This window comes from Paenibacillus abyssi, assembly GCF_014640295.1.
In the GTDB taxonomy this organism is placed as follows: Bacteria; Bacillota; Bacilli; order Paenibacillales; family Paenibacillaceae; genus Paenibacillus_D; species Paenibacillus_D abyssi.
Genome location: NZ_BMGR01000001.1, coordinates 479,454 through 501,804 on the forward strand (window position 1 = coordinate 479,454; position 22,351 = coordinate 501,804).

15 protein-coding genes and 1 other annotated feature are annotated in these 22,351 nt (G+C 47.4%); of the genes, 4 read left to right on the forward strand and 11 right to left on the reverse strand.

The features are described from left to right. From IEW11_RS02615 to IEW11_RS02635, 5 genes are all read right to left on the reverse strand, one after another. Window positions 1-2,901 (reverse strand): glycoside hydrolase family 66 protein, encoded by a 2,901-nt coding sequence (locus IEW11_RS02615; protein WP_188528702.1) that lies wholly within the window; start codon window positions 2,899-2,901, stop codon window positions 1-3. An 86-nt stretch (window positions 2,902-2,987) separates the two neighbouring features. Next, a complete protein-coding gene (locus tag IEW11_RS02620) occupies window positions 2,988-4,724 on the reverse strand; it encodes a glycoside hydrolase family 66 protein (RefSeq protein ID WP_188528704.1) in 1,737 nt (578 codons plus the stop codon). Then, complete coding sequence (locus tag IEW11_RS02625) at window positions 4,721-5,545, reverse strand: carbohydrate ABC transporter permease (protein WP_188528706.1); 825 nt, start codon at window positions 5,543-5,545, stop codon at window positions 4,721-4,723. Before IEW11_RS02625 ends, IEW11_RS02620 begins: the two co-directional genes overlap by 4 nt. A 12-nt stretch (window positions 5,546-5,557) precedes the next feature. Then, complete coding sequence (locus IEW11_RS02630; RefSeq protein ID WP_188528708.1) at window positions 5,558-6,442, reverse strand: carbohydrate ABC transporter permease; 885 nt, start codon at window positions 6,440-6,442, stop codon at window positions 5,558-5,560. A 26-nt stretch (window positions 6,443-6,468) separates the two neighbouring features. Further along, the gene (locus tag IEW11_RS02635) at window positions 6,469-7,845 is read right to left on the reverse strand and encodes an ABC transporter substrate-binding protein (RefSeq protein WP_188528710.1); all 1,377 of its coding nucleotides are present in this window, start codon (window positions 7,843-7,845) and stop codon (window positions 6,469-6,471) included. 231 nt (window positions 7,846-8,076) lie between these two features. Here IEW11_RS02635 and IEW11_RS02640 point away from each other — a divergent pair, with 231 nt between their 5' ends. Both IEW11_RS02640 and IEW11_RS02645 read left to right on the forward strand, forming a co-directional pair. Then, a complete protein-coding gene (locus tag IEW11_RS02640) occupies window positions 8,077-9,837 on the forward strand; it encodes a cache domain-containing sensor histidine kinase (RefSeq protein ID WP_188528712.1) in 1,761 nt (586 codons plus the stop codon). After that, window positions 9,830-11,464: a response regulator transcription factor gene (locus IEW11_RS02645; protein ID WP_188528714.1), complete on the forward strand. Its 1,635-nt coding sequence runs from the start codon at window positions 9,830-9,832 to the stop codon at window positions 11,462-11,464. The genes IEW11_RS02640 and IEW11_RS02645 overlap by 8 nt, the downstream gene beginning before the upstream one ends. Window positions 11,465-11,642: 178 nt before the next feature. On the opposite strand, the gene IEW11_RS02650 is transcribed toward IEW11_RS02645, so the two are convergent. From IEW11_RS02650 to IEW11_RS02660, 3 genes are all read right to left on the reverse strand, one after another. Further along, window positions 11,643-13,160, reverse strand: coding sequence for a malate:quinone oxidoreductase (locus tag IEW11_RS02650; RefSeq protein WP_188528716.1), 1,518 nt, complete (start codon window positions 13,158-13,160; stop codon window positions 11,643-11,645). A gap of 189 nt (window positions 13,161-13,349) precedes the next feature. Beyond that, the gene (locus tag IEW11_RS02655; RefSeq protein ID WP_188528718.1) at window positions 13,350-14,480 is read right to left on the reverse strand and encodes an ABC transporter substrate-binding protein; all 1,131 of its coding nucleotides are present in this window, start codon (window positions 14,478-14,480) and stop codon (window positions 13,350-13,352) included. Window positions 14,481-14,526: 46 nt separating this feature from the next. Further along, a complete protein-coding gene (locus IEW11_RS02660) occupies window positions 14,527-15,243 on the reverse strand; it encodes an isochorismatase family protein (protein ID WP_188528720.1) in 717 nt (238 codons plus the stop codon). Window positions 15,244-15,442: 199 nt separating this feature from the next. Between IEW11_RS02660 and IEW11_RS02665 the strand changes: the two genes are divergently transcribed. Continuing rightward, on the forward strand, window positions 15,443-16,333 hold the full coding sequence (locus IEW11_RS02665; protein ID WP_188528722.1) for a LysR family transcriptional regulator: 891 nt from the start codon (window positions 15,443-15,445) through the stop codon (window positions 16,331-16,333). Window positions 16,334-16,536: 203 nt separating this feature from the next. Here the strand turns inward: IEW11_RS02665 and IEW11_RS02670 are convergent, their stop codons facing one another. Next, the gene (locus IEW11_RS02670) at window positions 16,537-18,012 is read right to left on the reverse strand and encodes a protein adenylyltransferase SelO (protein ID WP_188528724.1); all 1,476 of its coding nucleotides are present in this window, start codon (window positions 18,010-18,012) and stop codon (window positions 16,537-16,539) included. A 447-nt stretch (window positions 18,013-18,459) separates the two neighbouring features. Between IEW11_RS02670 and IEW11_RS02675 the strand changes: the two genes are divergently transcribed. After that, window positions 18,460-19,494, forward strand: a complete 1,035-nt coding sequence (locus IEW11_RS02675; protein ID WP_188528726.1) for a hypothetical protein — start codon at window positions 18,460-18,462, stop codon at window positions 19,492-19,494. A 120-nt stretch (window positions 19,495-19,614) separates the two neighbouring features. Here the strand turns inward: IEW11_RS02675 and asd are convergent, their stop codons facing one another. Together asd and IEW11_RS02685 are read right to left on the reverse strand one after the other, a co-directional pair. Next, entirely contained in the window at window positions 19,615-20,700 is a 1,086-nt protein-coding gene (gene asd, locus IEW11_RS02680) for an aspartate-semialdehyde dehydrogenase (RefSeq protein WP_188528728.1), read from the reverse strand. 139 nt (window positions 20,701-20,839) lie between these two features. After that, window positions 20,840-21,103: a binding site (T-box leader), on the reverse strand. 224 nt (window positions 21,104-21,327) lie between these two features. Beyond that, the gene (locus IEW11_RS02685; RefSeq protein WP_188528730.1) at window positions 21,328-22,110 is read right to left on the reverse strand and encodes an alpha/beta fold hydrolase; all 783 of its coding nucleotides are present in this window, start codon (window positions 22,108-22,110) and stop codon (window positions 21,328-21,330) included. Between the last annotated feature and the right edge of the window lie 241 nt (window positions 22,111-22,351).

Genomic DNA, 22,351 nt, shown 5'->3' on the forward strand with positions numbered 1-22,351 from the left:
TTAATTCACTGTGATATGGAAGTCCGTTCCTTCCCATCGATCGATAATGGGTTCCATAATGCCATTCGCATTATCGTCCCAAAGGAAGGTGAAATCGACTATTGTTCCAGAGGTGAATGGACCAACCGATATTTCATGATCCAGACCACCGTCTTGAGATCCATTGGGCATCATCTTGACATCCACAACATTTTGCCAATTGTTCACCCCTTGATGCACCCACCCGGAAGCGCCGGTGCGGAACGTGATCCGATAACCTGCCGGTACAGAAGTGATCTGACGGTCGAACTGCCAAATGTAGGTTTTATCGAGATCGAGGTAATCTAGATTGATGGCTCCGATATTGGATGCGTTCTTCCAGATCGTAACGGTATGAATACCCTTCTTCAGTCTTACCGTCAATTCAGATGTTGCCCAAGAGCTCCAGCTCCCGGTTGCAGGAAATGAGATGGTTCCGGCATAATTACCATCTATGAAGATATCACGCGTCGCATCCGAACCGCCGTTGGAATAACGAAAACGCAGCACTTGATCGTCATCTTGAGAAGCCGAGACCGTGAAAGTAACGCCGTCATTGTTGTCAAAGTTGTCAACAAAACCGGTTCCCGAATACCCGGCATGGTTCGTATTGACGCCGACATTCACTTTGATCGCATCCTCCGCTTCGTAAATATCGTCTGTAGGCGTCGTAAAGGCACGTTTCATATAAATCATATCCCAGTATTGTAAAGAAGGTATTGTAAACGAAACATACTTGCCTTTGCTGTCCGTACCCGTCGTGAAGCTGAGCGATTGCGTGCCCCCTAGCGAAATGTCAGGAGATGCCAGATAAACGCCTGTTACGGATTCCTGATTACCGATGTAGACTTTAGTAGCCAAATTGGTTAGCGTCGTCGGAGCCGAGTCGGAATTGCGCCAATCGGTATCGGTGCTGTTCTTCAAGTTTATCAGGTGCACGATGTTATAGTTGTCGCTTTGCTTCATGAAGTGCCAGATGCTCCCTGCGGTTCCGCTCCCCGCAACCGGCTGGCCGGAGATCTCAACGAATTGCGCGCCTGAGTCACTGTTGAACACATCTTTATCGAACAACAAATTCTCGTATGCGGTAATGAAATTGTAGTAATTCTTCATCGCTTCCTTCAGACTGCTGCGCATTTGCTTCGACCGGTTAGGGAAGTACGGATGGCCCAGCATCTGATCGCCCTCGCCCATCTCGATCCGGGTAGCGCCGGAGGCCGCGAGGGCTGCTCCCGTCAGGCGGACGGACGGCTCATTGAACGTACCGAGCGTCATGCTGTCCAGGTTGATGAAGCCTGTATCTCCTGCTTCTTTCGCCACTCTCACCGTATGCGAACCGGCTGTCAGCCAGACGGTGTGGTAAGCGTCGAATTTCCAGGTGCCCCAGCTGTCCTGATCCAGGAAGCCGGTGATTTGTTTAACAAAATTGCCGTCCACATACAGGCTGCGGGAATTGTTGGTCCCCGTATCGTTTCCGTAGCGGAATACGAGGCCATGCCAGCCATCCTCCGGCACTTGAATCGAAAACTCGACATAGTCGCCGTTATCACCGAACCCGTCCACGAAACCGCTTCCCGTATAACCCGCATGATTATTGTTCGTCGTAACGCCGTTCAGCGTCGCAGACTCCGCCTCATACGTGGTGCCGGTGTTTTCCTCATAGTTCATATAGGCCGCCAGCACAACCGCTTTCTGACCATTATTGCGCTTTGCTTTGTCAATAAGAGCCTTCAACTCGATGTAGTCGTTTGCATTGCCCCAGATTTCCGTGTAGGTAAAATCGTATTGCGCATTCTTCGTGACATCGTCGAATGCCCAGCCATTCGCTGCGCCGTCGACGTTGTTAAAGGTGAGGACCTTGTCGCTCATATTGTTGCTGTTCAAGTTGCTCCTCAGATTATTTATAAATCCGGAGAAACTGTTATCCAGATCGATCACGTTTCCATAGTAGTCATAGGGGTCGGCTCGCTCGCCCATCTGGTCAAGATGTATGCCGTCAAACCCGGCTGTGGAGATCATGTCCCGGTACTGGGCGAAGATGTAATTCTGCCAGTTGGTATCGGCCGGGTTAAAGAGCCATAGCCACGTATCGGGGTCATTGTCAACGAAGTCGAATCCCATTTGTGTCTGATGAGCGCTGTCCTCATACATCGCCCACTTGGGGTCTACACCGGAGATCGACTCATAGTTGTGAAGCGCAGCATAGTTCATCGTATACGGCATCGCAGCTGCATTGTAGTTGTGCATCGATGAAATCAGGTTCTGAATGGTTTGCCAGTACATCGTGTGCTTGCCGCTCCAGTCCGTCCAGTATTCGTCAATCACCCCATTTGTACGTTTAATGTTGTTCTCATGGCGCCACATCCAGTCATATAGCTGAAAAGCATTCGTGTGATAATCCTCCATCGTTCGCTTTACTCTGGCGTCCGTAACAGAGGAAGCTTCAGAAGGATATTCGCTCATGTACCCGTAGCGAGGAAAGCGGGTCCAGTTGCTGGATACGTCGATTGCGGTAGCACCTGTGGATGCGCCGGCTGCAACATGAACAAAGTAGCCTTGAAAATCAGTATTTGGCGTCGTCCATGTGAATGTGATTGTGGTGGAAGCTCCGTTTGGAAGTTGAATAGAAGAGGAGTCGGTATGCAATAGCGTTTCCAGATGATGAATCGAAAGATCGACATTTCCGCTAAACGAAGCGCCGGATTCATTCGTAAGTTCCACCTTGATTGAAGCCGCGTTTCCGGGATTGTACCTCGCTTTGTCGGTGTACACCCTTTTAATGATCCCTGTCCCGGAAGCTTGCACAGAAGGCGGCACAATCCCGGACATCGCAATGAGTACGAACGACATGACCAGTCCAACCAGGCAACTTACTCTTCGCATATCACATCTCTCCTTTTACAAGATATTGAATCTTGTCCCGTGTTATAGCAATCTCCCATCTAGGGAGGCTAATAAGGAACAATGGTCTAATCAGCTTGCTTTATTCGTATAATCACCATATCCCAATAGAGCAGCGGCGGGAGCTCCAGCCTAATCACCTTCCCTCGCGGAGTAACCTCGATCAGGTAATCCAAGGGAATCGGTCTTCCGTAGTTTACATCAGGGCTTGCGAGAAGAACCGACTCCACTTCGCCGTCCAAGGCAACTGAAACTAGGCGATGCTCGACCGGAGCTTGCGCGTGCTTAGGCTCATTCCAGAAGTCATCCGCCGCAGAGACCAGATTAATGAAATGAAGGAGTTTCATAGACTCGCATTCCACTATCATCGTCCATACTTTCCCTGCTTCCCCGTAGGTGCTGTAAGGAAACCCTTCCAACCGATACTCCAAATTATCGCCGTCGGCGTGGGTCATCGACACGTCCTTCAGTCTGTTATCGTAGAGAATATGACCATAGCGCACGCCGAAGTCGGCATAATTGCGTACGACGCCCATAAAATCCGGTCTCAGCTTGGAGTGATCGACATAGTAGCCTTGCGTCAATACGCCGCCCGCTTCCCCATGAAGCAAATGGTAAGCCCTGTTTGCCGTGATCACCGCATTCAGTAAGCGGAATGCATGCTCAGCTCCCTCCTCGCCAAGTGGTCCTAGTTCGCGAAACGGCTTCAGGTAAGCAGCGAGTATCACTGGCTTTCCTTCGCTGCAATGTTTAGCCCAACGAATGATATCCGCTAAATGATGGTAACGTTCATACGGCTTCCAAACCTCCACATATATGGCATCCTGACTCGTTCTGGCAACGGGATCGACAGGCCAGTTGCCCACGTTGTTAAAGATGAGCGCAATATCGTTCTTTGCTTCTGAAAGCTCGGCTCTCGCCGCTTCAATCAATGGTGCGAACTGCGTCTCAAGCCTCTCCAGCCTCTGCACTCCGCCCAATCGCGACCAGCCTGTCTTAGGAAAACCATAGGTATCCATATGAATTCCGTCGAAATCCAGAATCTTCACAGCCCTCTTGTACTCGTTCACAATATGGCGATGCCAAGGACTGTCCGGTGCAATATTCATAATGTTGAAGATTCCGATAAAATCATACGGTTCCCCTGCGCTTGTATATAACCTCCAATCTGGATGCCGCTCGGCAAATTCCTTACTGGCCGCATATACTGCGCCATAGGCCATCGCTTTCATGCCGCAGTCGTGGCAAAACTGAATCTTTTCCTCCACGACTGCGCGGCTCACCTCCCGCCCCATCAGATCCACATACGTATCGTCTTCGCTCACCAAGTCATCATGCCGGTACATCCAATCGTAAAATTGCACAAGATTCAGGTGAAGCTTGGCCAGCCACTTCACGTCCTCCCTGTCACCGGCTTCAGCGCTGCCAAAGTCGCTGAGAAAGCCATAACGCGGCGCAACCCGCCAATCCGAGACGACATCGAAAGCTGTTGTCGACAAATCCGCTGCTATGCCCTCAATGGACAGCACTGCCTCAGCTCCGTATCCAGTGAATGCGGTTTCAAACGGCCCAGCCTCTATATATACTGTCACGGTATCGTCAGGTAAGATTGCAATCGATGGCACAGAATGAAATCCCACCTCCATATCCAGTTCCCGGATCGTACAGCTTACTGCCATGGTTTGCTCCGTGGCCCCATCGTTCGCCAGTTCAATAGCTAACGTAATCTTCTCCCCGCTTTGGAACTGTGCCTTGGTGGGGTATATATCTTGTATTCGTACGCTAATTTGATCCAAATCCATCATCCTTTCAGCGCTCCAGCCGTGATACCTTTAATGAAATAACGTTGGAACAGTAAGAATACCAACACCGCCGGAGCCAGGCCGATCAAAGCCGCTGCTGCCATCAGGTTCCACTTCGCGCCATACGTTTGAAAGAACATGCTGATGGCGAGCGGAATCGTCCGCATCTCCTGACTCTGCAGGAAGAACACCGCTTGTCCGTAATTGTTCCAAATACCGAGCCCGGTCAAGATCACAACTGCTGACGTTACAGGCCGCAGGAAATGAAACGTCACACGGTAAAATGCGGTGAAGTAAGTACAGCCATCCAAGACCGCCGATTCCTCGACCTCCTTCGGCAGCGTACGGATAAAGCTTGCATAGAGAAATACGGACAACGGCAAAGCGTTGGCGGCGGTGAGCAGAATCATCGCCCAGTACGTATTGATCCCGTCAATCGATTTCATCAGGCTGTATAGCGGTACGGTAATAATGATTGCGGGTATCATCATGCAGGCCAGCAGTGTGTTGAATATTGTAAGATTCAACCTGCTTCGGTACCGGGCAATGGAATAGCCGGCTGCGCTGGCGACAAACACAATCAATGTCACGGCCAAGCAAGTAATGATCGTGGAATTGAGCATCGCCCTTCCCAGCTTGGAGCCGTTCCACGCGTCGACGAAGTTGGTAAAGTAAAAGTCCGGCAGCAAGAACAGGCCTTTAAACATGCTGCCGGCCGGCGTATTCATTGCAAGGTACAATAGGACATAGAACGGGATGATCGATATCAGAACCATCATCCCGCCGATTAAATATTTTAATCCTTGTCTTAATTCTGGGCTCATATCGTTTCCCTCTCACAGCTCATATTCGGATTTCCTTGTGATTCGTAGAAAGAGCACAACCGGAATCAGTATAATCAGGAACAGGATCAGCGCAACGGCAGTGGAATATCCCGTAAAGCTTCCATATAGCATTCTCAGAATATAGATGCTAAGCGACTCCGTTGCATAACCGGGTCCGCCATCGGTTAAAGCAACGATAATTTCAAAGACGGATAAGGAACCGATAATATTCGTGACCACATTGATCTTGATTGCCGGGTACAGCAGCGGCAGCGTCACATAGCGCAAAGCCCCCCACCTGCTTGCTCCGTCGATCGTCGCAGCTTCGTAAAGGTCCGCGGGAATCCCTTGAAGTCCGGCTAGATAAACGATCATGGTCATGCCGACATACTGCCACACATTCACCGCGATGAGCACGACGAGCGCTGAAGAACTCTCCCCCAGCCAATTGACATCCAAAAATCCCAGTCCGATCTCCTTCAGCACATGAGCCAGATAACCTCTCTCCGGCTGGAGAATGAAGTACCAGACGTACCCCATAATGAGCGGGCTGATGACGGCGGGCAAATAAACGACGGCTCTTACGAACCCTTTGCCCGGCAGTCCCCGGTCCAAGAACAGCGCGTATAGTAGACCGAACAAATTCAGGAGCGGCGCGCTGCCAAGGGCAAAGAGTATCGTGATCCGCACATCGTTACGGGCCCGGTCATCCGCAAAGAAATCGATAAAGTTCTGCAGCCCGACAAAATTCGGAGTAGTCATGCCGTTGGAATCCGTCAGGCTGATGCCAATGCCCTGGGCAAGCGGATACAGAAAAAACAAACCAAACAGCAGGATTGCAGGCAGCGCCATATAACGATGCAGATTAGCATTGATTTTGTGAATCCATATTCGCATGGTTTCTCTCTCCTGTTATGTGATTGCTATTTATTCGTGGCACTCCATGCTTTATCCCATGCTTCCTTATAAGCAGCGGCAAAATCGCCGGAGCTTGCGTATTTGCCTGCGAGAAGCTCCTGTACCATTCTTCCTGCATCATCGCCTGAGAAGCCCGAAGGTGTTTCGGTGAACGCAATATTCACGCCCGTTTCCAGCGCCGCTGCAGCTTGATCCTTCAGCGGACCCCAATCCGCACTGACATCCGTGAATGCCGGAGGAGATTTCAAGAATTCACTGTACGCTTTTAAATTCTCAGGCTGGAACAGGAATTCCAAGAACAGCTTCGCTTCTTCCGGATGCTCCGACTCCGATGTGATGGCATACACGGAATCCTCCGCGGAGAGCACGACGGGCTCCGTACCGTCCACAATGGCGGGAAACGGTGCAAACCCGATATTCCCGGCCATGTCAGGGTTTAGCTTCAGCAGGTCTCCAAGCACCCACATCCCTTGGCTGAACAGCGCCGACTGGCCGCTTGCGAATGCTTCCTTCTGGTTATCGTAAGTCGCCGTCAAGGCATCCTTATTAATCAGTCCCGCTTCCTTCAGCTCCAGCAGCCTTCCGGCGAAAGCCTCAATTCCTCCGCCTGCCGCATCGAATTCAAGCTTGTCGGATTCATTGTTGATGAATGCCTTCCTTGCGTCCGTTACTCCATGCTTCTGCTTAATGACGCCGTGTGCCATAAACTCGATCAGATGTCCGAGCGTCCAGGAATCCTTGCCCGCCAGGAACATCGGCGTCATTTCCGGCTTCGCGTCTTTAATCGTTTGGAGGTTTGACTTGAATTCCTCCCATGTCGCCGCTTCCTTGAGTCCGAGCTCCTCGAACACTTGCTTGTTGTAGAAGATGCCCGCCATCGTCACATTCGTCGCAACGCGGAATTGCTTGCCCGTCTTGATATCGGTGTTCAGTTCTTTGATAGCCGGCAGAACGCGCGCCCAGAAGGCTTCATTGGACAGATCCAGGTACTTGCCTTGATCGACATAATCCTGTGCATAAACCGTCGTAATATCCGGCACGTCCCCCGAGGCGAATTTAACTTTAATGACGTTGCTTGCATCCTTCTGGTATTCCTGCTCTACTTTAATATGAGGATGCTCTGCTTCAAACTTTGTGATCAGCTCATTTATGAGATCGATCGTTTCAACCTTACCTGTGAAAAACTTTAACGTTACCTCTTCTTTCTGCTCGTTTGTCGCGGAGTCGTTCGTGTTGTTCGTAACGTTCGTGTCATTCGCCGCAGCGGCATTCTCCCCGTTACTTGTATTGCCGGCTGTGCTGCTGCCGGTCGAGCTGCAACCCGCAACAAGCATGATAACCAATACGGCACACATCAACCATGAAATAAGACGTCGATTCACTTTATTTCCTCCCCATAAATTGTTTGTCTATTGCCTCTCTAGCGTAACTCTTCATCCTTACTTCTTAAAATACCTGATATTCGCGATTTTGGTACGCTTTTTTTAGATGTGCTTTACAATCTGTCCATAATATCCTATAAAATTAATTTGACTAGTAAATATCTAATAAAGATAAGAGGGATTCCTATTAAACTTCCTTTTCGTCTTAGACACTACCGTGAATGGAGCCTGATGTCCAAGCTGACCGTGATGTCTTGTCTCCTGCTCTGTCTGTCGGTTTTCTTGGAATCCTATCTTTCTTATATTCAATACACCCGTGATTTTCAGCGCCAGTCCTCAGAAAGAGTACAGCAAATCATCGATCAGGCTGCTCTGAATATCGATACGTATCTGGATGACTTGTACCGGTTGACCCTATCCCCTTATCGAAATGCCGGCATCATGAAGGCGCTTGAGGAACCTCCCGGGGAAACGGAGCTGGAGCAGCTGGAGAAACGGCGTTTGATTGAAAATTATTTGGATGAAATCATGATTTATCCCCGCGAGGATATTTTGCGCGTATCGATTGTTACCGACCATATTTACTCCAGCGCCCGCTTGCCTACGAATCTCGTTCCGGATGAGAGCTTGGAAGCCTACGACTGGTACAAACAAGCGCTGGCTTCCCAGGAATATATCTTTGTGCCTGCGCGTAATAATGAGTTCGTCCGAAGCAAAGGCAGTGTGGAGGTATTCTCAGTGATCAAGCAGCTCAGAAGCATAAGCAATACGCAAAACATCTTGGGTGTGATCAAAGCGGACGCCAACTATAACGCCATCGTGGAAATTGTAGACCGGGCCGAGATGGGTTGGGGAGGCGGATTATTCATCCTTGACGAATATAATGAATTTATTTATGCCTCTGATGAAACGCACAAGGGTACGGCGCTATCTGCACTGTCTCAGGATATTCCTAACAATGATAATTACTTATACAATACATCTGCTATTCCCAGGACCAATTGGAAGATTGTTGCGGTTAATTCGGTACAAGAGATGAATCGCGAAGCCATCCAAACGCGCAATCGAGCCTTGATGTTCTCTATTGGCAGCGCGCTCGTCTTTATCCTGCTGCTCATGATTTATGTACGGTACTTTCTAAAACCGCTTTTATCCATTGTGATGCTTATGAAAGAAGTAGAAATAGGCAAGCTGGACGTGACCTTTCAAAGCAGCCGGAGAGATGAGATGGGCTATTTGGGATCCGCCTTCAATCGCTTAGTCAAACGAATCGGCGAGATGCTGCAAGAGAATACGACGCTGGTGCGCGAGGTTTATGAAACCAAACTGCTGCAGCAGGAAGCGCAGATCAACGCCTTATTCAGCCAGATTCAGCCCCACTTCATCTTTAACACGCTCAACATGATCAGTTTGTCGATCCAATCCGGCAAGCCGGACAAGGCGAATCAACATATTCATGAGCTGAGCAAAATTCTGCGAAGCATGTCGCAATGGGACAAGGAAATACCGCTGTACAAGGAAGTGGACTTGCTTCATGCTTATCTGAGCATCCAAAGCAGCCGATACGAGGGACGACTCTCCTATCACATTGCGGTCGATCGCGCCTTGGAACGTTATCCCGTCCCCGCTCTGCTGCTTCAACCGCTGGTGGAAAATGCTGTCCTGCACGGCTGTGAGCGAAAAAAAGGGCCAACAACGATTACCGTCACTGCCGAAATCGTTCAAAACCGTGTTGTTTTTGCAGTAAAGGACGACGGCCAAGGCATAGACATGGAGACGCTGCATCGCCTTCAGCGAAAAGTCGACGGATTGGAAGAAGACAGCGGCGGTAACGGAAGCAGCTCCGGCATCGGGCTCGTCAATGTAAATCAACGAATCAAGGTGCGTTACGGGCAGGAATACGGGTTAAGCATCTCAAGTTCGATTCATGAAGGAACAACAGTGGTCCTTACGATTCCTAATATGGCACCTAAGGAGGCATGCGATGTTTAAGCTGATGATTGTAGATGACGAACCGTTAACGCGGCAATTTTTCAAGACAAACATAAGCCTGATGCACCCGCAGTGGTTATGCGCCGGCGAAGCCGGCGACGGAGAGGAAGCATTGGCCCTTCTTGATCAAGGAGAAGTCTTCGACCTGATCGTAACTGACATCAAGATGCCGGGCATGTCAGGACTCGAGCTTGTGCAGAAACTGGCCGAACGACCTTCCAGGCCTCACACCGTCATCCTCTCCGGATACGACGAATTTCTCATGGCCAAGGAAGCGATGAAGCATGGCGTTCATGATTATTTGCTGAAGCCGATCGTAAATGAGGAGGTGACCGCTGTCTTAAGTAAGCTTGCTTCGCAGCTGACAGCCGAGCGATCGGATGAAGCGGCTTATCGATCACTGTTGTCATTGTCGACGGAGTCGCGGGAGCAGGTGGCCAGAAATTTTCTGCGCGCTGTCATCTCTGACAACAATATGGAAATTAAAATATTGTATCCTATGCTGCATCGGTTAAAGATCAGCTTGCTTGACGCAGAAGGAGCCATCATGATTGTGGACCTGGACGAGAGCCAGCTGTTCGAACGCGAAATCTCAGCCAGTCACAAGGCCTTATACCGTTATATTGTGCATCAGACCGCAAACGAGCTGACAGCCTCCAGCCCGGGGACAATTCCCTTTATTGACAATGAGGAGCGAACGGTATTGTTTGTGGCCGGCGATGACGCAACCGATGTCTTTCATCGCTGCCAAGATTTATTCGAGGAGTTGTCGCGGAAAATAGTTGAGATGACGAATCTCCATCTGCATGGGGCATTGGGCTCTCCGGAAATGGAGGTTCTGCAGCTCATCTTCTCCTACCGTAAAGCATCTCAAGCGATGAAGCGGCTCTTGTTTACGGAACCGAAGGAAACCGGGACCTTGTTCATGGATGACACGGAACTGCATCTGAGGGTACGGAGACTGGAAAAAGCGGTCTCAACCCTTCCTGCTGCCTCCGCGGAAGACCTCGGAATGAAGCTTCACGCTTCGCTTCAGTTGATTGCCAAAGAACTGGAGCCGATGGATCGAAGGAAACTGGTTCTAATTGGCCTATATATATTAAAGAATGTGAGACGCGTCTTCCCAGAGGAAACGATTCAGGAACGGATCGGTGCCGCATTGCAAATCATGAAGCAGCAAACATTATCCGGACCGGAGAAATACAGCTCGGCTGATGCGGTTTCCTTATATCGCAAAATGCTGGAAAGCGTGTATGCCGAGGTACAGCAGGAACGTCCTCTCCATGCACCGGAAAGCAGCGAACATGAGATTGTAACAAAAGTAAAAGCTTATATCATGGAGAATTTCACCGAACCTATTAGTCTGGGTCATATTGCAGAGAAGATGGGGCTCTCCTATAGCTATTTAAGCAGCTTGTTTCACCAGAATACACAAGAATCCTATATCAAATATTTGACGCGCGTCCGCATGGAGTATGCGGCCTCCCTACTGCGAAAGAAACCCGCGGTAAAGGTCTATGACGTTGCTGAGAAGATCGGCTATGTAAGCGTTAAGCACTTCTCGTATGTCTTCAAACAGCACTTCGGAATTCCGCCCGGCCAGTACCAGGACAAATTCATCCGATAATTTCTGCATAGACTACAATATCTATAAGCATTTCTACCTCCGAATACATAAAAAGGATTCGCATTTCTGCGAACCCCTGACTGGATGTCATAACAACATCTATGGATATCTATAACTGAGAATACATAATTGCTTTAAAAAAAGTTATCTAAAAAATCATACAGAAATTAACTCAAACTTATGATACAGTTCGGCGAGCTGTCTGTACCGGCAGGTTTTCGCTTAGACCAAGCGTCTGCGCTGTTGAAGTCTGAATTTCTTCGATAAGCTCTGGTTTATTCATTAGTGATTCGCCATAAGTAGGAATCATTTCTTTTATTTTCGGTGCCCAGGCTTTTATATGTTGCGGGAAGCATTTTGCTATGACCTCAAGCATGACGGAAACGGCGGTAGAAGCACCCGGAGATGCGCCGAGCAATGCGGCGATCGAGCCGTCAGCGGCACTAATAACTTCCGTACCGAATTGTAGCGTTCCTTTGCCTGCAGCAGTATCCTTGATAACTTGCACACGCTGGCCCGCTACGACTAAATCCCAATCCTCATTTTTGGCGTTCGGGATAAACTCCCGTAATTCTTCCATGCGCTTTTCTTTCGATAACATAACTTGCTCGATCAGGTATTTTGTCAATGCAAGGTTTTTTGCGCCTGCCGCCAACATCGTTACGAGATTATCCGGTTTTACGGAAGTGATCAAATCAAACATGGAACCGGATTTTAAAAACTTTGGTGTGAAGCCGGCAAACGGCCCGAATAACAACGATTTTTTATTGTCGATATATCTTGTGTCAAGATGCGGAACAGACATTGGTGGAGCACCAACCTTAGCTTTGCCGTATACTTTTGCGTGATGCTGCTCTACAACAACCGGATTATTACAGACCATAAATAGTCCGCTTACCGGGAATCCTCCAATATGTTTTCCTTCAGGAATACCGGATTTTTGCAGCAAGTGCAGGCTTCCTCCTCCGCCCCCGATAAAGACGAATTTTGCAGTACGGCGTTCGACGCTACCGTTATCGACGTTGCGCACTTTTAATTCCCATAACCCGTCGCTAGTACGTTTTATATTATCAACACTATGTTTGTATTTTATCTCGACGTTCTTACTCTTTAAATGGTTAAATAACATGCGTGTTAAAGCACCAAAATTGACATCAGTTCCAGAGTCAATTTTTGTTGCAGCGATAGGTTCATTGGTTGAACGGTTTTTCATCATAAGTGGAATCCATTCCATCAGTTTTTCCGGGTCATCGGAAAATTTCATCCCTTGAAACAAGGGATTGTTAGATAGTGCTTCATAACGTTTCTTTAAAAACGTTACATCCTGTTTTCCTTGTACAAAACTAATATGAGGCAATGACATGATAAAGTCCTGCGGATTATTTATCAGCTTGCTGTTTACAAGATAAGACCAGAACTGCATTGAAACTTGAAATTGTTCATTAATAGTTATGGCTTTGCTAACATCTATGGATCCGTCCGGTTGTTCAACGGTGTAGTTAAGCTCGCACAGTGCCGCGTGCCCCGTTCCTGCATTATTCCATTCGTTAGAGCTTTCCTCTCCTGCGTTTGCGAGCTTCTCAACCACTGTAATTTCCCAGTCCGGTACTAATTCTTTCAACAGTGACCCCAAAGTCGCACTCATGATTCCGGCACCAATTAAGATAACGTCTGTTTTAGATTTTCTGTTGCTCATTTTTACCGTCCTTATACGCTAAAATTAGAAGAAAATAACCCTATATAGTGTATCACTATTATTTATAGATTAAAATATCTATTTACAGTTATATGGCAGTTATTTGTAAACCGTTAAAAAGTGTCCACAACGCACTGCATTACGATGTGATAAAAAAACCGTATAGAAATCTATACGGTTCTACGTCAATTATTTTGTACTTTGTCTTACAATAATCTCTTCATAGAGATTCATCCATTTATCAAGCTCGGCAAGCAGGTTGGCCGAATCCAGAAACTTAATCGGTACGTTCTGCAGCCCTGTGTCCAGACTTGTGCTAGTGGGCGTCATATCCCTCTCCAACATAATCGGCTGAGCTTCGGTCAACATATAATCATAAAAGAGAGCTGCCGCGTAGGGATGCGGGGCATTTTTGGTTATGCCTATCCCGCTTGGCAGAGCGATGGCCGGATCAAGTGCGAACCAATCAATCGGCTGCCCTTCTCTTTTCATCTGATCCACTTTATAACTGTATACAGTCAATCCGATCGGCACCTCGCCCGTTCCGACCATCTGCGTCAGAAGGGAGTGACCGTTAATAACGGTCAAGCCGTTTGTTTTCACCAAATCCTTGAAATATTGAATTCCCTTCTCTTCTCCCCATTCCATCGCCAAAGGCGCAAGCCACTCATCATCGGTCGATTCAATTCCGAGTTGCCCCTTCCATTTTGGATCTAGCAGTTCCTCATAGGTTTTCGGAAGGTCATCCTTTTTTATTTTATTGGTATTATAAGCTTGAACGATCAGATTAATTCTTGCGGCAACCCATTCTTGATGTGGGGGAACAGCTTCCTTCATTAAATCTTTATGATAAGGCGAAGTTATCTTTTGTAACAAGCCTTCCTGGTGAATCGCCTCAATGTCCGGCCCCACCGCCTCCACCATATCGATATTCAGCTTGCCTGCCCCCGCTTCAGTGACGACACGAGCACGGACCTCTACAGAGCCCGACCTCCAGATGTTAACCTTAATGCCATATTTGTCGGTGAATGCTTTAGCAATGTGCTCAATATCCGGTGCACTCATTGAGGTATACAAATTGATCTCACCCTCTTGTTTTGCTTTTTCCAACAGGAATTGTTCTCTGTCCGCTCCCTCATACGAGGCAATTTCCTCAAAGGGAGAGACCGCTTCCTGGCTGCCGGCTTGTGCAGATTGTTGTACCCCTAGCGTTGAATTCGTACTGGACTGACCGCAAGCTGTGATAAGGAAGGTAAACAAGCATACTGCTATCCATACGGAAATGATGCGGCGTATCCCTGTTTGACGGTAATGTTTCATCGTTTACAATTCCCCCTGTGTTGAATGTTATTGCTGCACCTAAACATCAGGATAGAGAAGGAACATCTTGATCAATCGACACCATTTTCTGTTCGAGCTCGTCTAAAGACAGTACGGATGCGTATTTGGCATCCATGTCAAACAGATTCGCGCAGTGAGCAAAATAAGAACGGTCGAAGCAGCAGTCCTCCACCACAAATGTGGTATACCCGTGTGAACACGAATCGACGACCGATGCCCGGAGACAACCGGAGGTAGAGCCGCCACATACAACAACCGTATCGATCTGGTGTTTGACAAGGTAGCTGTTTAGTGAGGTGTCAAAGAACATGCTTGCTTTTGTTTTATCGAGCACCCACTCCTCTTTCAGCGGGGAAACGGCTGCAGGAAATTCATTGAAGTAAGGATCGTTCGGGTCGATCTGACGAACCGCTTTTGTCGCCTTCCCCGCAAACTGCTGATTGTAGCGATCAGCTCTTGTAAAGATCACGGGGTACTTCTTCTCCCTGAATAATGCAATCAAACGCTGATATTGCGGCACGTCCTTCCAAAATGCGTCTCCACAAGCCGAAGAGTATTCCTTTAATGCTTCCTCAAGCGGCTGCGGCTTGGAACCTACGAATCCGATTGTAACGTCAATGACGACAAGCGCTGGATTTTTCCCCATCGTTAAAGGTCTTCTGTGCCCGGATTTTACATAATTCCGGAATTCCGATTCGGGTATCGATTTCATCCATTCCTTCATCTCGAACTGTTCTTCCATTGTCCTCATCCTTCCACTCACCATTTTGAGAGAAATTTCGTGACATCAGCAAATAACATTAATAAAATAAATGATAGCGCTTACTATTGGAAGTGAGCTGCTGCATTCATAGTTATAGTATATTGATGTTTTGAAAGATTTAATAATTGTATTTTCCAATATTAATTATATGGTTTTTAAATATTTGGAGGGGTGTCCAGTGGAACTGAAATACATAGAAGCCTTTTTAAAGGTTGTAGAGATGGGAAGCTTTTCAGAAGCTTCCAGTTCAATGCACATCTCCCAACCGACCATCAGCTTGCGTATTCAGAAATTGGAACAGGAATTGAATACGGTTTTGTTCGAACGTAACGGTGGCAAAAAGGCTGTTTTAACGGATGCAGGAAAAAAACTTTATCCCTTCTATAAGGAAGGACTGCGCTCGATTCTGAAGGGGAATGAAGTGCTGCAATCGGGCTATCGGGGCGTCGGCAGACTGCGATTATCCTGTCCCAACCATGTGGGCCGGTTCATCTTGCCAGGCGTTTTAAAATCCCTTTATGAACATTTTCCGGATATTGAGTTTAATGTGAACGTAAGTACAACAATGCAAATCGTCGATGATATCAAAAAAGGAGAAACCGATGTCGGGTTCATATTTCTTGATTCGGAAGCAACAGATGAGTCCTATACCATTATCCCCATCGCAATGGAAAAAACAGTGCTGGTCGCCGCTCCCCACCATCCTCTCGTCAAACTGGGTCCTATAAAGATTAAGGATCTGGCGGATGAAAAATTTATCGTGTTTGCAAAAGCGTCCAACAAAAACATCATCATCGATCGTTTTTTCAGTAAGCACGGTTTGAAGGAATATAACACGATTGAAATCAAGAATCTGGAATGGATCAAAACGATGGTCAATAGCGGTCTCGGCATTTCTTTTCTGCAAAAAAGTATTGTTGAAGTGGAATTGCAACATCGCGAGTTGGAAGAAATCATATTGACACCACCTTTGCCGGATACACCAATCTCGATTATTTATAGAAATGATGTGCTGCAGGAAATCCAATACACCATTATCAAAACGATAAAGGAAATGTACCGGACTTGATCACGCGGTATCGTACCGAGGTTAAGGGCAGCAGTAAAGCCGCCCTTTCGGGCGGCTAAACTCTTTGCGCTCTGTTCCTTGTTCCAGCATCTTCGCAATCTTGTTTATCCGGCGTTAGTACATCTTAACTTTCCCTTCCTCATAAAACCGTGCTCGTGAAAGTCAAGTTTTTTACGATAATTAGTCAGTCTATTGCTTCTATATCAGGTCCCGCAAAAGGTTCGGTAGGGACGGTCTGATGGTGAAGGCGATGTGGAGTAATCAACCTGTTCTGGGGAGTGCGCGTAGGGGCTCGAAAGAACATCAAGAAGCCGCTCCATCACACTGTAGTCTCCTTGTTTCACCGCGGCTTCGAGTGCCTCTTCTACCCGGTGGTTGCGAGGGATTAGTGCGGGATTGCTGCTGCGCATCAACTGATACGAGGAGGCTTTTGGTTCCTGCTGCCTGCCCAGTCTCGCCTGCCACAGCTCCTGCCACTGTGTAAATTCCGCGGTGCCAGACAGGACCGTATCCTCCGGCTTTTCAAAAGTTAACGCACGGAAGGTATTGGTATAGTCCGCACGATATTTCTGCATCATACTGAGGAGCTCTTCAATAAGGTCTTCATCCTGTTGTTCTTCGTTAAAGATTCCGAGTTTTGCTCTCATTCCCGCTAGCCAATTACGGTGATACAGCTGGGCAAAATCGGAAATCGCATTCTCGGCCAGTTCAACTGCCTTCTCCTCGTTGTCATGCAGCAGCGGTAACAGAGCTTCAGCAAATCTCGCGAGATTCCAGGCGGCAATACGCGGCTGATTACCATAAGCATAGCGGCCATGAATGTCAATGGAACTGAACACCGTTGCCGGGTCATAGACATCTATGAAGGCACAAGGGCCGTAATCAATGGTTTCTCCGCTAAGGGCCATGTTGTCGGTGTTCATCACCCCGTGAATAAAGCCAACTTGCTGCCATTTTGCAATCAGCACGGCCTGACGCTTGATTACTTCCTTAAGCAGTGAAATATAGCGGTTCTCATCAGCGTCAACTTCTGAAAAATGTCTGTGCAATGTGTAATCAGCCAGGGTCCGGAGATCCTGAACTGTGCCCCACTGTGAAACGTATTGAAAGGTGCCGACGCGCAGATGACTGGCTGCGACGCGGGTCAAAATTGCTCCAGGCTGCTCAATTTCGCGGAATATGGACTCACCGGTTGTCACCACCGCTAAGCTGCGGGTGGTAGCAATACCAAGCGCATGCATGGCTTCGCTAATGATGTATTCGCGCAGCATCGGCCCAAGTGCGGCCCGGCCATCGCCCCTGCGGGAGTATGGCGTTATACCAGAACCCTTAAGTTGAATATCGACCCGCTCACCCAGGGGAGTGATCTGTTCGCCAAGGAGCAGAGCCCGGCCGTCCCCCAACATGTTAAAATGCCCGAATTGATGACCCGCGTAAGCTTGGGCAAGAGGCAAAGCGCCTTCGGGAACCCGGTTGCCGGCTAGCACCGCTACGCCATCATTGCTTTGCAGCGCTTGGACGTTCAACCCAAGAGTTGCTGCCAAAGGTTCATTAAGAATGGCCAGCTTCGGCGAGCGTACAGGGGTTGGGTTCATCCTGGTAAAAACTGATTCCGGCAGACGAGCGTAACTGTTGTCGAAGTTCCATCCTGCTTCTATTATTGCTTCTTCCTCTGTCATCGTATCACCTTTATTTCTATTGACTTATTTTAATTAGTTTTGCTTCTGCCAATTTATTATACCCTTCCCTTGTGTTATTCTGCCAGTTCCTTTACCACCATTTCAACTCTTTCATCATTACCTTCATAAAAAATCAATGGTAAATGGCTTATGACGGTGGGATATGGAGGTATGTTGCAATATTGAAGGCATTACCGTGCGGAGGAAAAGTTACTTCTCTGCGCCATCTTAAACGGCAAGTTTAAAGGCCACCCATTGGGATGGCCCTTTCTTTGTGGAACAATGGTAGAAAGAAGCTCATCCGCCACTTTGTCTTATACCCATATAATAAATCATTTTTTAAAAAATAAACAGACTACCAATATTTAGATAAAGTTTTATAATAAGGTCATTCAAATTATTCCGAAAAGGTAATTTCTTTGGCATGAATATTAAGGAGGATGATTCATGAGAGTTGGGACTGCTCGAGCTGCAGCGGCAGAGTGGGTTATGCAGCACGCTAGTACGGAAGCAGGGTTCATGGGGGCGTATTTCAGCGGCTCGACGATTGGGCTGCCTGATGAGTTGGTAATGTCTGAGGCTTCCGATATCGATGTTGTGGTTGTTACCGAAAAGGCGGAACCTCCTCCCAAGATTGGGAAGTTCGTCTACCGTACTACGTTGATTGAGATCACGTATCTGTCATGGAATCAGCTCGCTTCTATCGAGGACGTTTTGACGTCCTATCACCTTGCAGGCAGTTTACGCATGGATACAATCATTTCAGACCCCACAGGAAAACTGCGTAGAGTGCAAACACAGGTCTCTCAACACTTTGCTGAAAGGGTATGGGTTCGTCGCCGATGCGAGAACGCTCGGCAGAAGATTGAGTACGGGTTGCGGGCAATCGATATCTCCGCACCATGGCACGACCAGATAACGGCATGGCTGTTTCCGACCGGCATAACTACACACGTCCTTCTTGTAGCAGCACTTCGCAACCCCACTGTACGACTCCGCTACCTCGCCGCTCACAACGTGCTTAATGAGTATGGTCACATCGACTTCTATCCAGAATTATTGAGATTGCTTGGTTGCGATCATTTGACTCCTCGGCACGTCGAACATCACCTCGACGAGCTCGCCCGAACATTTGACGTTACAACAGCAAAAGCCAAGACACAATTTTTCTTTAGTACCGATATCACAATCACAGCCAGACCAATTGCAATCGACGGAAGTCGAGAACTCATCCGCGCCGGCTATCACCGCGAAGCACTATTCTGGATCGTTGCGACCTTTGCCCGTTGCCACAAGATTCTGGCTGTTGACGCCCCAGATCTGCAGCTTCAACTCGCTCCGGCCTTTGACGCGATCGTTGCCGACCTTGGAATCACCTCTTCGGACTCAATTATTCGTCGCGCCGAGAATGTCATTCACTTCTTACCACGTCTCTGGGAAACCACCGAAGACCTTCTGTTAGCCAACCCGGGTATTGTGTAATTGTTCCGCTTCCTGTCAGTTAGCGAAGCGAGAGGGCTGCCACGTGGCAGCCCTCTTGGCATTGCTATCGTTTTTCGTTAGTTGTTTTGTCTAGCTATTCGAATGATTGTGTTCATGTTTCTACTTTGCCTGAATGTATCCTTCAGCTTTAAGCAGTTCGGCGATCAGAACAGCACCGCCCGCTGCTCCACGCAATGTATTATGAGATAATCCTACAAATTTATAATCGTATATGGAATCCGCACGCAACCTACCCGCTGAAACTCCCATACCGCGCTCAATGTCTCGATCAAGTTTCGTCTGCGGTCTGTTCTCTTCCTCAAAATAAGTGATAAACTGGTTTGGAGCGCTTGGCAGGCCAAGCTCCTGCGGCCGTCCTCTGAATTGCAGCCAGCGATCGAGAATTTCTTCTTTCGATGGTTTGTTCTCGAACGATACAAATACTGTAGCCAAATGTCCATCCAATACAGGAACGCGTACACACTGCGTTGTAATTAATGGTGCACTTGCTTTAATAATTTCATTATTTACAATACTGCCCCATATACGCAGTGGCTCCTGCTCGCTTTTTTCTTCTTCGCCGCCAATATAAGGGATAACATTATCTAACATCTCGGGCCAATCGGTAAAGTTTTTACCAGCTCCAGATATCGCCTGATACGTTGATGCCACCACTTTTGTTGGTTTGTAATCCAGCAGTGCATGGAGTGCCGGCACATAGCTCTGAATGGAACAGTTAGGCTTAACAGCAATAAATCCAGTCGGGGTTCCGAGCCGTTTTCTCTGTGCAGCAATCACTTCAAGATGCCCCGGGTTGATCTCCGGAATGACCATTGGGACATCAGGTGTCCAGCGGTGAGCCGAATTATTGGAAACAACGGGCGTGCCCGTCTTTGCGTATGCCTCTTCCAACGCTTGAATTTCATGTTTTTTCATATCGACTGCACAAAAAACAAAATCGACCTGAGAGGCAACTTCTTCCACCTTCGAAGCATCCTGAACGATGATATTTTTCACACCTTCAGGAACCGGAGTGGACAGCTTCCATCTGTTTTGTACGGATTCATCATAAGTTTTACCTGCCGAACCGCTACTAGCTGCAATGGCCGTTACCTTGAACCAGGGATGCTGGTCCAGCAGCTGAACAAACCGCTGACCCACCATGCCCGTTCCTCCTACAATACCAACCTTCAATTTTTCTGTCATAAGATATTCAATCCCTTCTATATGGTATGATCTTTTAAAATAACTATTCAAACAGTCTAATTGGGTGTACCTTATGTTGAATGTAAACTGTATTTCTTTGCACCAATAAAAAAAATCCCACCCCCAAGACTTGGTCAGTCTTAGGGACGAGATTTGTATCCTCGTGGTACCACCCTAGATTCACTAATATGTCACCATATTAGCCTCTTCAAGTACGGCATTACCCTGTAATGCTTATACTCTAGCTCTGTAACAGGAGCTCCTGACACACCATCCCCCTTTATCTTGGGTTCCGTTGTGCTGCTCTGAGACTTTTTTCAATAAGGAACTCTTACTCCTTTTCAGCTACCGGAGCTCTCTGTGAAAGAATTCATTTATTTACTCTTCTCTTCATCACATTTGAATATTGTGATTATATTATCAAATAACCCTTGTGAGGTAAACATTAATTTTGAAAATTCGAAAACATTACACATTTGAACATAACAAGTCCAATTGTTGAATATCAGCAGAAGGCTGCCGACTGACGCATACGTCCGTTAGCGGAATTAGTCTGCCAATCTTTTCAGCGGCAGTCTCGTGGTAAGGGTTATTCAGCTCTCGTTTCATGGTAGCTAAAGAGAACTATCAGCCAATAAATTGTATCAATAACTGGTTAAACTTATCACGTTCTTCCCAGAATGGTCCATGACCGCTGTATTGAAACGGGATAAGCTGTGAATTTCTTATATTTTGATTTAGTTGCTGAGCTTGTGCAAACGGAATCACTTTGTCGTGAATACCGTGAATGATTAAAGTAGGGACTAATATCTTTTGTAGCTCAGCATCAAGCTTCTCATCTCTTAGTAAAATTATGATTGCCGCGGTTGACCAACCTGCTGCTTCTAATCCCAATTGAAAAAACCAGTCTGAGAATGGGCCGGTTATATACTGAAAGAAAAAGGTGTTTGTTACTTCCCGCATCATCTTAGGTCGGTCATTTAATGTTTCAGTAAGTAGTCTGTTAGCAGTTTCTTTTGTAAAGCCTATGGGAGCTGCAGCGCCAATAAGAACAAGTTTGGATACTTCGTAACCATTGTGCCGGGCCATATAATGAATCCCGATCGCTCCGCCTGTGGAGTGTCCCACTAGCGTGAAATTTTCTAATTGAAGTGCACTGACTACAGTATGAATATCATCTGCCAATCGGTCATAATTGTAGCCACTCATTGGTTTATCCGACTTACCGAACCCTCTCCAGTCAATACCTATACAACGGTATCCCATTGCGGGAAGAACGTTAAATTGATATTCAAACTGTTTATGGCTTAACGGCCAGCCATGTATAAACACTATGGTCTTGTTTCCTCTTGGGTTAATATCTTCCACATATAAATTAACACCTGGCTCTACAGTAACAAAGTATCCCACGTCGATTCCTCCGTTAATTAAAGTGGTACCAACAATAAGTTACTCATCGAAGGAAACAAAGGTGAATACCTATTTCTTGTTTGTACGCGATATCGGCGGAATTGGACGGTTTTTAATGAACGTTAGGTTAGAAAGGGAAGCCCATTCGCCTGCTGTCTTTAGGTTAACTGATTGTTTCGCTGTCAATTGTCTGAGAAAATGTCACCCTAACTCGTCCGAGAAAATGTCACTATTGGAGTAG